The 13,817-nt window shown below is 59.3% G+C and carries 8 protein-coding genes; 2 read left to right on the top strand and 6 right to left on the bottom strand.

Annotated elements, in window-relative coordinates:
• Window positions 1-39 precede the first annotated feature (39 nt).
• Window positions 40-3,750 carry a methionine synthase gene (gene metH / locus D6877_RS17330; protein WP_130911566.1) on the bottom strand — a complete coding sequence of 1,237 codons (3,711 nt, stop codon included), beginning with the start codon at window positions 3,748-3,750 and terminating at the stop codon, window positions 40-42.
• A gap of 155 nt (window positions 3,751-3,905) precedes the next feature.
• On the opposite strand from metH, the gene D6877_RS17325 reads away from it, so the two are divergent.
• Complete coding sequence (locus D6877_RS17325; RefSeq protein WP_130911565.1) at window positions 3,906-6,200, top strand: fatty acid cis/trans isomerase; 2,295 nt, start codon at window positions 3,906-3,908, stop codon at window positions 6,198-6,200.
• Window positions 6,201-6,324: 124 nt separating this feature from the next.
• Here the strand turns inward: D6877_RS17325 and D6877_RS17320 are convergent, their stop codons facing one another.
• Window positions 6,325-10,791, bottom strand: coding sequence for an SET domain-containing protein (locus D6877_RS17320; RefSeq protein ID WP_130911564.1), 4,467 nt, complete (start codon window positions 10,789-10,791; stop codon window positions 6,325-6,327).
• A gap of 266 nt (window positions 10,792-11,057) precedes the next feature.
• On the opposite strand from D6877_RS17320, the gene nfuA reads away from it, so the two are divergent.
• On the top strand, window positions 11,058-11,642 hold the full coding sequence (nfuA, locus tag D6877_RS17315) for a Fe-S biogenesis protein NfuA (protein ID WP_003225494.1): 585 nt from the start codon (window positions 11,058-11,060) through the stop codon (window positions 11,640-11,642).
• A gap of 139 nt (window positions 11,643-11,781) precedes the next feature.
• Here nfuA and cobM read toward each other — a convergent pair whose 3' ends face one another.
• The 4 genes from cobM to D6877_RS17295 all read right to left on the bottom strand — a co-directional run.
• Window positions 11,782-12,528, bottom strand: coding sequence for a precorrin-4 C(11)-methyltransferase (cobM, locus tag D6877_RS17310; protein WP_130911563.1), 747 nt, complete (start codon window positions 12,526-12,528; stop codon window positions 11,782-11,784).
• A 77-nt stretch (window positions 12,529-12,605) separates the two neighbouring features.
• Window positions 12,606-13,019, bottom strand: a complete 414-nt coding sequence (locus D6877_RS17305; protein WP_130911562.1) for a cobalamin biosynthesis protein — start codon at window positions 13,017-13,019, stop codon at window positions 12,606-12,608.
• Window positions 13,016-13,717: a CbtA family protein gene (locus tag D6877_RS17300; RefSeq protein ID WP_130911561.1), complete on the bottom strand. Its 702-nt coding sequence runs from the start codon at window positions 13,715-13,717 to the stop codon at window positions 13,016-13,018. Before D6877_RS17300 ends, D6877_RS17305 begins: the two co-directional genes overlap by 4 nt.
• Before the next feature lie 11 nt (window positions 13,718-13,728).
• A partial coding sequence (locus D6877_RS17295; protein WP_178083704.1) for a CbtB domain-containing protein occupies window positions 13,729-13,817 on the bottom strand: 89 nt, incomplete at its 5' end.

The following is a 13,817-nucleotide window of genomic DNA, read 5'->3' as shown; positions in this document are numbered from 1 at the left end:
CCGTGCCCGAGAGCAAGATGCTCCCGGGCATGGTGCGGCTCAGCTGTCGTAACCCAGATTCGGCGCCAGCCAACGCTCGGTCACGCTCAGATCCTGACCTTTGCGCGCGGTGTAGCTCTGCACCTGATCCTTGTCGATCTTGCCCACGGCAAAGTACTGCGCCTGCGGATGGGCGAAGTACCAGCCGCTGACCGCTGCGGCGGGGAACATTGCGTAGTGCTCGGTGAGGAATACGCCACTGCGCCCGGCGCGCATTTCGGCAGCCTCTGGATCGAGCAGTGTGAACAGCGCGGCTTTCTCGGTGTGATCCGGGCAGGCCGGGTAGCCGGGCGCGGGGCGGATGCCACGGTATTGCTCTTTGATCAGCGCATCGTTGTCGAGGGTTTCGTCCTTGGCATAACCCCAGTGCTCTTTGCGCACTTGCTGGTGCAGCCATTCGGCGCAGGCTTCGGCCAAGCGGTCGGCGAGAGCCTTGACCATGATCGAGTTGTAATCGTCGCCGGCGTCCTGATAGGCCTTGGCGACTTCTTCGGCGCCGATGCCAGCGGTGGTGATAAAGCCGCCGACATAGTCGGTCACTTCGCTGTCCTTCGGCGCCACGAAGTCGGCGAGGCAGAAGTTCGGCTTGCCGTCGGTCTTGATGATCTGCTGACGCAGGTGATGCAGCCTGGCTAGCGGCTTGCCGTTATCGTCGTACAGCTCGATGTCGTCTTCGTTGACCTGATTGGCCGGCCAGAAACCGAACACCGCACGGGCGCTGATCAGTTTTTCATCGATCAGCTTGGTGAGCATTTCCCGGGCGTCCTTGTACAGCGCAGTGGCGGCTTCACCGACCACTTCATCTTCGAGGATGCGCGGGAATTTGCCGGCCAGGTCCCAGGAAATGAAGAACGGCGTCCAGTCGATGTATTCCGCCAGCACCTTCAAATCGATATTGTCGAGCACTTTGCTGCCGGTGAAGGTCGGTTTCACTGGCTGGTAATTGGCCCAGTCGAACTGCGGCTTCTTCGCGATCGCGGCGGCGTAGCTCAGGCGTTCGGTGCGGGCGCTGCGATTGGACGTGCGTTCGCGCACGTCGATGTATTCAAGACGGGTCTTCTCGACGAAACCGGCTTTCAATTCCTTGGACAGCAACTGCGTCGCCACGCCCACGGCGCGTGAGGCGTCAGTCACGTAGACCACGGCATCGTTGCTGTACTTGGGCTCGATCTTCACGGCGGTGTGCGCTTTCGACGTCGTCGCGCCACCGATCATCAGTGGCAGGTGAAAGTCCTGACGCTGCATTTCACGGGCGACGTGGACCATCTCGTCCAGCGACGGTGTAATCAGGCCGGAAAGGCCGATGATGTCGCACTTTTCTTCTTTGGCGACCTGCAGGATCTTTTCGGCCGGAACCATCACGCCTAAGTCGACAATGTCATAGCCGTTGCAACCGAGCACCACGCCGACGATGTTCTTGCCGATGTCGTGCACGTCGCCCTTGACCGTAGCCATGAGGATCTTGCCCTTGGCTTCCGGCTTGTCGCCTTTCTCCAGTTCGATGAACGGAATCAAGTGCGCCACGGCCTGCTTCATCACGCGGGCGGATTTCACCACCTGCGGGAGGAACATTTTGCCGGCGCCGAACAGGTCGCCGACGATGTTCATGCCGGACATCAGCGGGCCTTCGATCACTTCGATCGGGCGCGCGAACGACTGGCGGGATTCTTCGGTGTCTTCGACGATGTGCGTGGTGATGCCCTTGACCAGTGCGTGTTCCAGACGTTTGTTGACGTCCCAGTTACGCCACTCTTCCGTCTCGGCTTCCTTGACGCTACCGTCGCCCTTGTACTTGTCGGCGATGGCGAGGAGGGCGTCGGTGCCGTCCGGGGTGCGGTTGAGGATCACGTCTTCAACGGCGTCGCGCAGCTCGACCGGGATCTGATCGTAGATCTCCAGCTGGCCAGCGTTGACGATGCCCATGGTCAGCCCGGCGCGGATCGCGTAGAGCAGGAACACCGAGTGAATCGCCTCACGCACCGGGTTGTTGCCACGGAACGAGAACGACACGTTGGACACGCCGCCGGAGCTCAGCGCGTACGGCAGCTCATCGCGGATATAGGCGCAGGCATTGATGAAGTCGACGGCGTAGTTGTTGTGCTCTTCGATGCCGGTGGCGACGGCGAAAATGTTCGGGTCGAAGATGATGTCTTCCGGCGGGAAGCCGACTTCGTTGACCAGAATGTCGTAGGAGCGTTTGCAGATCTCTTTCTTGCGCGCTTCGGTGTCGGCCTGGCCGGCTTCGTCGAAGGCCATCACCACCACCGCAGCGCCGTAGCGCTTGCACAGTTTGGCGTGATGGATGAACTGCTCGACGCCTTCTTTCATGCTGATCGAGTTGACGATGCCCTTGCCCTGAATGCACTTGAGGCCGGCTTCGATGACCTCCCATTTCGACGAGTCGATCATGATCGGCACGCGCGAGATATCCGGTTCGCCGGCGATCAGATTGAGGAAGGTGACCATGGCCTTCTTCGAATCGAGCATGCCCTCGTCCATGTTGATGTCGATGATCTGCGCGCCGGCCTCGACCTGCTGCAGAGCGACTTCGAGGGCTTCGGTGTAATTGTCTTCGCGGATCAGGCGGGCGAATTTTGCCGAACCGGTGATGTTGGTGCGCTCGCCAACGTTGACGAACAGCGAGCTGCGATCGATGGTGAACGGCTCCAGACCCGAGAGGCGGCAGGCCTTGGGAATGTCCGGAATCTGACGTGGCGCGTAACCGGCCACGGCTTTGGCGATGGCTTCGATGTGGCCCGGCGTGGTACCGCAGCAACCGCCGACGATGTTGAGGAAACCGCTCTGGGCGAATTCCTCGATGACTTTGGCGGTTTGCGACGGCAGTTCGTCGTACTCGCCGAATTCGTTCGGCAGGCCGGCGTTCGGGTGCGCGGATACGTGGGTGCTGGCCTTGTTTGACAGCTCTTCCAGATACGGACGCAGTTCGCTGGCGCCGAGGGCGCAGTTCAAACCCACGGAAATCGGCTTGGCGTGGGCCACCGAGTTCCAGAACGCTTCGGTGGTCTGGCCGGACAGGGTACGGCCGGAGGCATCGGTGATGGTCCCGGAAATCATGATCGGCAGTTCGAGGTGCAGCTCTTCGAACACACCTTGTACGGCGAAGATCGCCGCTTTGGCGTTGAGGGTGTCGAAGATCGTCTCGATCAGGATCAGGTCGGCGCCGCCCTCGATCAGGCCTTTGGTGGCTTCGGTGTAGTTTTCCACCAGCTCATCGAAGGTCACGTTGCGGTAGCCGGGGTTGTTGACGTCGGGCGACAGCGAGCAGGTACGGCTGGTCGGGCCAAGCACGCCGGCAACGAAGCGTGGCTTGGCCGGGTTTTCGGCGGTCTTGGCGTCGGCAATCTTGCGCGCCAGACGTGCGCCTTCTACGTTTAACTCGTACGCCAGCTCTTCCATGCCGTAATCGGCCATGGAAATGCGCGTGGCGTTGAAAGTGTTGGTTTCGAGAATGTCGGCGCCGGCGTCCAGATAGGCTTTTTCGATGCCGCCGATCACGTCCGGACGGGTGATCACCAGCAGGTCGTTGTTGCCCTTGACGTCACTCGGCCAGTCCGCGAAGCGTTTGCCGCGATAATCCTGCTCTTCGAGCTTGTAGCTCTGGATCATCGTGCCCATCCCGCCGTCGAGAATCAGGATGCGCTCTTTGAGGGCTTGCTTGAGAGCTTGAAGGCGGACGCTGCGATCGGACATGTGGACTACTCGAAAAGACCATTACGAAGGAGCGGGATCATAGCAAACCTGTACGCTTTTGGAGCATGTGCAGCTTTTGCATGAATATCGCTCATGTTGGTACGAGCGTCATAACGGTAGAATCGCAGCCTTTTTTTATCATTGAGATCAGCAACATGCCGTACCGCTTCATCAGTTTATGGTTGCTGGTCCTGAGCGGGAGCGTTGCGGCGCAAGATCCTGCCATTTCTTCTTCCATCTCCTACACCCGCGATATCCAACCGATCTTTACCGAGAAGTGCGTAGCCTGCCATGCCTGTTATGACTCGGCGTGCCAATTGAATCTGGGCAGCGGCGAAGGCGCCGCCCGTGGCGCGAGCAAGATGCCGGTGTACGACGGCGAACGCACCCAGGCCGCACCAACCACGCGCTTGTTTTACGACGCCTTCGGCAAGCGCGCCTGGCAGCAGAAGGATTTCTATTCGGTGCTCGACGCGCAGGGCAGTCAGGCTGCGCTGATGGCACGGATGCTCGAACTTGGCCACAAGACGCCGCTGACGCCCAATGCCAAGCTGCCCGAAGACATTGTGCTGGGTCTCAATCGCAACAATCTTTGCGCAATGCCTGCCGAGTTCGACGGCTACGCCGGTGCGCACCCGAAAGAGGGTATGCCGCTGGCGGTCACCGGCCTGACCGATCAGCAATATCAGACGTTGCAACGCTGGCTGGCGTCCGGCGCGCCAATTGACGAGCAGAGCCTGGCGCCGAGTGCGCAAGAGGCGCTGCAGATCACGCAGTGGGAAAACCTGCTCAACGCTCCCGGCGCGCGGCAAAGTCTGGTCGGGCGCTGGCTGTTCGAGCATTGGTATCTGGCGCACATCTACTTCAAGGGCGGCGAGCCGGGGCATTACTTCCAGTGGGTGCGTTCGCGCACGCCGAGCGGCCAACCGATCGACCTGATCGCCACGCGCCGCCCCAACGACGATCCGGGCACGCAGGTGTATTACCGCTTGTGGCGGGTGCAGGGGGTGATCGTGCACAAGACGCACATCACCTATGCGCTGAGCGCGGCGAAAATGGCCCGGATCAAAAGCCTGTTCTACAGCGGCAACTGGCAGGTCAACGCGCTGCCGGGTTACGGGCCGCAAAGCCGGGCCAATCCGTTTGCCACCTTCGAGGCGATTCCGGCGCAGGCGCGCTATCAGTTCATGCTCGATAACGCCGAATACTTCGTCCGCACCTTTATTCGCGGGCCGGTGTGCCGTGGGCAGATCGCGACCGACGTGATCCGCGACAACTTCTGGGCGCTGTTCCAGGCGCCGGAACATGACCTCTATATCACCGACCCGAACTACCGCGGCCAGGCCACGCCGCTGCTGGCCATGCCGGGGCAGAACGACGATGTCGGCAGCGTGCTGAGCCTGTGGCGCGACTATCGCGACAAGCGCAACGAATACGAAGCCCTGCGCCGCGACAGCTACGCCGATCTGCCGGCGCCGAGCTGGTCGACGCTGTGGGCCGGCAACGACAACGCCTTGCTGAGCATTTTCCGCCACTTCGACAGTGCTTCGGTGACCAAGGGTTTGATCGGTGAGGTGCCGCAGACGATGTGGCTGTTCGACTATCCACTGCTCGAGCGCACCTATTATCAGCTCGCGGTCAACTTCGACGTGTTCGGCAACGTCTCCCATCAGGCGCAGACCCGCCTGTATTTCGACCTGATCCGCAACGGCGCCGAGCAGAACTTCCTGCGCCTGATGCCCGCCGACTCGCGCGAGGATTACCTCAACGATTGGTACCAGGACGGCGGCCAGTTCAAGATGTGGCTCGATTACGAGGCGATCGACGACGACAAACCGACCGCGCTGAAACTCGACGAAAAAGACCCGAAACGGGATTTCGCCATGCAGTTGCTGGCGCGCTACGGCGATCTGAATGCACGACCGGACCCGATCAACCGCTGCGACGGTGCTTATTGCTCACGGCCCAACATCGATCCGGCCCTGCAGAACGCCGAGCAGGCCTTGAGCCGTCTGGCCTCGCGACCGGCAGCGGGGCTCAAGGTTATCGACCAGTTGCCCGAAGCGACCCTGCTGCGCGTTGAAACCGCCAGCGGCAAGCGCGAGGTCTACAGCCTGCTGCGCAACCGTGCGCACAGCAACGTGGCGTTTTTGCTCGGTGAGTCGCGGCGTTATCAGCCGGGTCTCGACACCTTGACTGTCTATCCGGGCGTACTCACCAGTTACCCGAACTTCATGTTCAACGTCCCGGCACAGCAGGTGCCGGCGTTTGTCGATGCCATGGAAAACGCCAGGGATGCCAATCGGTTCGAAAAGATCGTCGAGCGCTGGGGCATCCGTCGCAGTCATCCGCAGTTCTGGCGATATTTCCACGATTTGAGCCAGTACATCCACGAAACCGATCCGGTGGAAGAGGGCGTGCTGGATATGAACCGGTACGAGAATCTGTGACCAGGCAAGAACAGGCTGTGAGCCTTGAGCTGTGGGCTGCGTTGCCGCTGAGGATTGTTCATGTTGAATCGGGCGCCGACGGTTCCTTCCAGCGCCCGAGCCTCAGCGGTCCGGAGTACCGCGTTCAGGGCGTCAATGTTGGCCAATAAGCGGGGCCGTAATCAAGCAACAGCTCGGTGCCTGCCGGAATCTTTTCCCAGGCGACCAGAAAAACCATGTATTTGCCGACGTAAATCGCGCCGACGTTCTCAGTGCCTGTCCTGGCGGCACCGGGGACTTCGGGGGCGTTGATCATGCTCAAGATATTGCTGTTGCCATGACCACTGACAGTGGCGTTTTTGGTTTTGGTTCCATACGAAAATGTCCTGACTTGCAAATTGGATTTTTCGAGTATTTCTGCGTCTAGCGATCTGACGGTGCGGTGCAGTTTGCCGCTGTAGGGCCCCAGCACTTCATAAGGATTGATCTCGACTTTGGCGAACACTGACAAACCCCGTTCCGGGCCATCGACTGGCCGTCTGAGCTCGAAACGCTCGCTCAACCTGTGGTGATGCCGTCCCTCTTCCTCGATCCATTCGTGGATGTCCTCAGTCATGTCCCGGGCCAGAGTTTTGGCCCGGGTCTCTGAAAGGTGCGCAAAAAACCGGTTGCTATCGGTGATCTCGATTTTTTCGGTAGCGCCTTCCAGCTTGTGCGTCAGACTGACTCTGAGGTCTGTCGGGTCTTGCAGAATGGGCGCGTTGTTATTGATCTTGTGCCCCAATGACGGTGTCAGATCTTCGCCTGCAGCATCGTCTGCAGGTGCATTTTCGATTCGGGCACGTTTGGAAGTACCAGCCGTAGCTTGCGATGCTGTCCTTGTGCTTTTGCGTGTTGTCGGCAGAGAAGACTGCACGGGGACGGATTTTATCGCTGTCCCGCGGGGAAGTGTTTTACGCGCGAGCAATACATCCGAGCCGGATAGCCCCATCAACGCCAGGCACTCGCTTACCGCACTGCGCAATACCCCGCGATCATTGACATAGGTCGACCAGAGCACTGGATTGAGATTGTTCTCTTCAATGAATGAGTTCATTGAGCTCGCAGACCGGGTTGCGTTGAAGCGCCTCTGCCATTGCTCAAGATGTCTGGGCTCCAAAGGAGTGAATACTTGGTTGCTTGCGTACTTTTCCAGTACTTTTCCTCGCGCTTTGAAACTGCCGTCGGTTTCAACGTGGGCGATGAATTCCTTGGGGTCCAGATTATGCTGTGCGGCAAACCCTTCCCGGGTAAGGCTGTTGCGGTCTTGCTGCGGCAGCGCACGCCAGCGATCGAGGTTTTCGAAGGTAACCGCCGTCCTTGCAGTATCGGCCCGGTCCAGGACTTGTTGCCCGAGAGGCGTCAATTGCCCTTGCGCATGAACGTATTGCTGAAGATCCGCCCGATTCAGCCGGTGCTGTTTCGCGAAATCCTCTATGGCTTTGCCCAGCGCCAGTTCGCTGAACTGCGACCATTGCTTGAGAATCAGCGGCGTTACTTCGCCTGGGCCGTCGGGCGCTCCGCCTCTCATCCTGATTTCGTTGGTGTACCAATGGCCGGGTCTGACTGACGACAGATTGATCGACAGGTCGCGGTTGTTCTTTGGGTTGACCAACACGACAGAGAAGCTGTTTTCCCCGGTCTGCGCGGTTTCGTTGATAAATCCGTAGGAGTTTTCCCGTATCTGATAGACGGCGATGGTGCCTTGCTCATCGACGTTGCAGATGAATTTCTGGTTGTACTCCGGTCGAAAGAATATGCCCCGCGAATCAGCTTTCAGCCCGGAAATCCACTGCGGTTCGACGGCATAGCGGCGCAGCAGGGGGCTGTTGTTGCTTACCACCGTCAGCGGTTCGCGATAGCGCGGGCCAAAAGCCTGGCCTGACAACGCGTCGATCAGCCGATAATCCACCGCGTCGACGCTGCCGACGTTGCGCATGGGAATATTGGCAATCCCCTCGACTGTGCAAAGCCGGTCGCCAGGCTGGCGCGGTACCCAGCTGCTGGGGTCGACGGCCATCAGATGGTGCGCGGCAATCGTTCCATCACGCAGATGTGCCACCGCCCGGCGCGCCTGATGCATTGTCGCTGCGCCAATCTTGCGCAGGGTGAATCGGCCTAGCCTGAGCAGTGAGAGCACCGAATCCAGTGGATTGACTTCCTGAATCACCGAGATCACCAGAGTTCGGGTCAGGCTGGTGAACCTGGGCAGGGCCAGACGGATGCCGATCTTGCCAGCCTGGGTCGCCAAGCGGGTACAGCCGGCAATGTATTTGCCAATGGGCAGGGCAAAGGAAACGATGTCGGTGAACAGACCAAGGCCGCCGCTCTCGATGCGCTTGGGGTCGCCGGAGGTCAGATCGTCGATGGAACCCCAGAAGGGCACGAACATTTTTCCCCAGAACGTCAGATCCTCAAGGAAATCTCTGCCGATATCCATGCTGCGGGTGGCTTTGCGAGTCTGCTCGAGCAATGCCGATTCATCTTTGAAAAACAGCTCTCGGGCGATCATGCCGGCCAACGCGTCGGCCCGGGCAGAGGTGAGATTATTGGCAGCGAAAGGCCGGGTGCGTGCAGCCACGTCGGGGGAGCGTTGCTCAATGGGCACAGCGGCAAACGTGTCGCCGACCTGTTCCACAATCAACGTCGCATGCTGTTGGTCTCTGGGCTTCGAGCCGTCGCGATAGGCTTCCCAGTCAAATGGCAGTTCGGTACCTTTTCTGAACGAGCCTCGGCTGGTGCGGCTGCTGGAACCGATCTTTTCTACCTTGATCTCTCCGCCAATGCGCAGCGACTGGATGTCGCTGCGCAGGCGCACTACACCCGCGCGAGGGAAGACTTCGATGTAGCGGGATTTTGTCGGGTAGGTCGGATTGATCATTCGCAGAATGAACCCGCAGCGGGCACGAACCGCGTCGGTGTCTGCCTTGTTCTCATGTTCGACCTGCGTATCGTGAAGGGGCAGCCGCAACGAATAGACAGTCACCTCGTCCGTCTCAAGATGGCCGCGGCATGCGGGCAGGTATTGCGCCAACAATGCTTTGATCAGGGTTTTGTAAGCGGCGCGTGGAGTACTCAGCCAGGCATGAAACGCTTCATCGAACGCGGCTTCGGATTCATACCTGAAACGGCTCGGCGGGGTGAGCGCCAGATTTGTCGTGGCAGCAGCCATCGTTTGCTCATGCTGTTCCAGTGTGCTCAACGCGAGTTCTATTTCGCTGATCGGGTGGGCGTCGTGACGCATTCCGAACAAACCCATTGCTGCTGCCCATTGCACTGTCGGGCGGATTTTTGCGGCGGCGACCAGTCGCTGTTGCTCGACATCATCCGCATACGTTCGATGATGCTCCGCCGGCAGGTTGAGCAATTGTTCGAATGTCATGTGTCGGGATGAACCGGGCGCGATGGATTCGGCGAGGATAAAACCGCTTTTGAAATTGACCCATGTGCTGGATGTCGCGTACGGCAGATCGTCGGGAATATCCTGAACCCACGCTTCACAGGCGACATGACTTTTGAGGATGGCTACCGCCAACAGAGCAAGTGACCGGTCAACGGCAAGTGACCGCTGAAAGTGTTTGATCAGCGACTTGTGGATCGACGAATAAGCACAACCCGATTCGATCAGTATCTGCAATTCGTTCTGATAGATACCGTGCGGGTCTGGCTTCACGGTCAACCAGAGCGCGCGCCACAATAACTTCGTCAAGACGCTGGTCGGACAGTTCTGGTTTTGCTCTGCGCCGTACCAGTTCAGTCCTGTGGCAATCCGTTGAGCCAATTGCTGGTTGTGTGCCGATTGCAGAATGGTTTCCAGTAGCGCTATGGGTGTGGTTTTTGCGAAGGCTTCAAGTTTGGTATTGAGTGTCAGCGGTACGACATTGGCCAACAGACACCGTGACGTTTCGGCTTCGATCTGGCGGACAACCTGCATGATCGTTTCATCGCCAGCAGCTCCGAGCAAATGCTCAAGGTCACTGATATGCCCCTGATGCCCCAGCAGCCACAACGCACGGTGCTCGACGAGATTGTGCAGCAACCGCTGCCAATCGGCGAAAGCGGCGGGGCGCGAAGGGACAAGCGAGTAGTAGGCGAGAACCAGATCGAAACGCACGGAGCCGTCGCTTTTCAAGCCATTGCCGACCTTGCGGTGAATATCCAGCAAGACATCGACATCGATGGACCAATACGTCGGGACATCTCTTAACGTTACCGAATGCCCGGCAATGGTGAAGACTTCCGCCGGTACAGGGGTTGGTGTTCGGGTGGAACTGATCTGGAAGGACACGAAGTCGTAGAGAAAGTCGTTGCCCAAGGGCGAATGGTCAGGCTTCTTCGGTTTGCAAAGGTCGGTTATGAAGTCTTCATCTTCTTCCAGCTTTCGTAAAACACGAAACGCTTCCTTGCACTCGCGGCCCAATTCAGAGCCGACAGGCGGATGATAGTAGAGCTGGCTGGCATCAGTATTGAAGTTGTCGCCGATGAGCGCGTGCAGGTAATCGATCAGATGATTGAGATCCTGGAGCCTGCGCGGCGGTGTCTTGTTGTAGAACGTGGATAACCCTGTAGTCATTTGAGGCCTTTGAATGAGAGCGGCTGGCAAATAGTCGAAGGCAACGAATATAAGGAGGAGGGGAACAGGGGGAGATATACATATATATATGCCGCGGGTCGTTTGGTATCCGGTTGTTAACGCAGCATGGACGTCCAGGCGCAGTACCGGCGGGGCGGGAGAACGCCGTCCGAGGCGACAAGACGGGCGTTTTCCGACAAAAATACTGGGACTTTGTCCCGCGCGCCGATTGGCGTAAACTGCGCCCAAGCCTGCGAGGAGTTTTTATGACCGCTATTACCATTACCGACGCCGCCCATGATTACCTGGCCGATCTGCTCTCCAAGCAGAACACCCCGGGCATCGGCATTCGCGTTTTCATCACCCAGCCTGGTACCCAGTACGCCGAAACCTGCATTGCCTACTGCAAACCGGGTGAAGAGAAGCCTGAAGATACGGCGCTGGGGCTGAAAAGCTTCACCGCGTACATCGACTCGTTCAGCGAAGCGTTTCTTGACGACGCCGTTGTCGACTATGCCACCGACCGCATGGGCGGCCAGCTGACCATCAAGGCACCGAATGCCAAAGTGCCGATGGTCAACGCCGACAGCCCGGTCAACGAGCGCATCAACTATTACCTGCAAACCGAGATCAACCCGGGGCTGGCCAGCCACGGCGGTCAGGTCAGCCTGATCGATGTGGTCGAGGACGGCATCGCTGTGTTGCAGTTTGGTGGTGGTTGCCAGGGCTGCGGCCAGGCTGACGTAACCTTGAAGGAAGGCATCGAGCGCACATTGCTCGAGCGCATTCCGGAGCTCAAGGGCGTTCGCGACGTGACCGACCACACGCAGAAAGAAAACGCTTACTACTAAGGCGTTCGCTGCGAATATGAAAAACGGCGCCCCGTGAGCGCCGTTTTTTTATGGGCAACTTTTGCCGCCCGATTCGCGAGCAGGCTCGCTCCCACAATGAAACGCAATCACCTGTGGGAGCCTGCTCGCGAAGGCGTCTTCAAGGGCGATAAAGATGCGCATGCCCGGCGCGATACAACGAAGACTCGCTGAACACCTCGCTGCCCAGCACCCGTCCGACCAGAATCAGCGCCGTGCGCCGAAACCCTTTGGCCTCGACCTTTGCGGCAATGTCCGCCAATGTTCCCACCACCCAATCCTGATCCGGCCACGTTGCCCGGTGAATCACCGCAATCGGACAATCCGCACCGTAATGCGGCAACAATTCAACCAGTATCTTTTGCAGATGATTGACCCCCAGATGAATCGCCATGGTCGCGCCATGTTGCGCCAGACTGGCCAGTTCCTCGCCGGCCGGCATGGCGGTCTTGTCGGCGTAACGGGTCAGGATCACGCTTTGCGAAATGTCCGGCAGGGTCAGCTCGGCACCCAGCAGCGCTGCGCATGCCGCTGTGGCCGTGACGCCCGGAACGATTTCGAAAGGAATGTCCAGCTCACGCAAATAGCGAATCTGCTCGCCAATCGCGCCATACAGACTTGGATCACCGGAATGCACGCGGGCGACATCCTGGCCTTTGGTATGGGCAGCCTTGATCAGATCGATGATCTGTTCCAAGTGCAGTTCAGCGCTGTTGAACACGATTTCGGCCTGGTGACCTTCCAGCACCGCTGCGGGTACCAGCGAACCGGCATAAATGATCACCGGGCAGCTGCGAATCAGCCGTTGGCCTTTGACGGTGATGAGTTCCGGATCGCCTGGGCCAGCGCCGATGAAGTAAACGGTCATCGTTGAATCCTTGTGAAGAGGCGCAGCCCCACTGCAGATGAAGCGTGCTCATGATCGATGGCGGGGATTATCGAGGTTTATGCAGCGCCGGCCAATGCCAGTGTGGCCTGCGCATATTTCTGCCGCGGAATCATTAGCTTCGCCGGCGCCTGAATCAGTAGCTCGGCCAGCGCCAGCGCGGCGCTTTCCGCCACGCCGTAGCAACCGGTGCGCTCAAAGGCGATCTGCGATTGATGGCTGAGGCGCTGCTGGAAGGGCGCCAGCTCTGCACTGTTGAAATACTGCAGGGGCAGGTTCAATTGTCTGGCCAGTTCCAGCAACCCCGGTTCGTCGCGCTTGAGGTCGATACTCGCCAAAGCCTTGACTGCTCGCAGTTCGATGCGGTGTGCCTGCAACGCCTGATCGAGTAGTGCACGCAGCGTACTGGCCGGGCAGCCACGCTGGCAGCCGAAGCCGACCACGAAGGTCGGCGCTGCGCGGTCATCGGTCATGCCTGATATTGCTCTGCGCTTTTGCGGCGGAACAACCACGCACTGATCAGGCCAAGAGCCAGCCAGAACGCGACGTTGGTCAGCTGCGAAGCGATTTTGAACTGGGTTTCCAGTGCCTCTGGGGCAAGCATGGAATGCACCTGCGGTTGCGGCGCGCCGATCACGTGCGGTACCGCAAGAATCGCGACACCGAGAAGCTTCATCAACCAGTGGCGGCTGAAGGCAATCAGTGCCAGGCCAACCGCGGTCGAAGCGGCGGTGCCGATCCACCAGATCTGCCGCGATGCCAGATCGGCAGCCGCAGTGCCCGGCAATTCAGGTGGCAGGCCCAAGGTCGGCGCGAGAACGAACGTCGCGTAACCGGCCAGGCCCCAGAACAGCCCTTGCGAGGTTTTGGTTGGCGCGCGCAGGGTATACAGGCCGGCGAGCATCAGGGCGAAACCCACCGCCACCACCAGATTACCGCCAGTGGTCGAGGCCACACGCTGCCAGCCATCTTCCGGCTCCCAGGCTTCGCCATCATGGCTGTGCGCCGCGGTGCCGGCAGCGTGTTCGTGAACTTCGGCGACCGGTTCGGATTTCTCGAAGGTTTCGGCCTGCAGAATCAGTGGCGATACCCAGAAACTCTGCAGCAGGGTCAGGAGCAGGGCGGCCAGCAAGCCGGTGAACCCTGCGGTTTGCGCGATACGCTTGATCATCTCGGCAGGCCTCAGTGGCACGGGAATGCGGCGCTGTGGCGGGTATCGTGGGCGGCGTTGTGCACCGCTTCGATGTGCGAGAAACCGGCGAACCAGACCA

The organism is Pseudomonas sp. Sample_9 (genome assembly GCF_004307535.1).
Taxonomy (GTDB): domain Bacteria; phylum Pseudomonadota; class Gammaproteobacteria; order Pseudomonadales; family Pseudomonadaceae; genus Aquipseudomonas; species Aquipseudomonas mercuritolerans.
The sequence above is the reverse complement of the archived record's forward strand: the minus strand, read 5'-3'. Positions and strand labels throughout refer to the sequence as shown.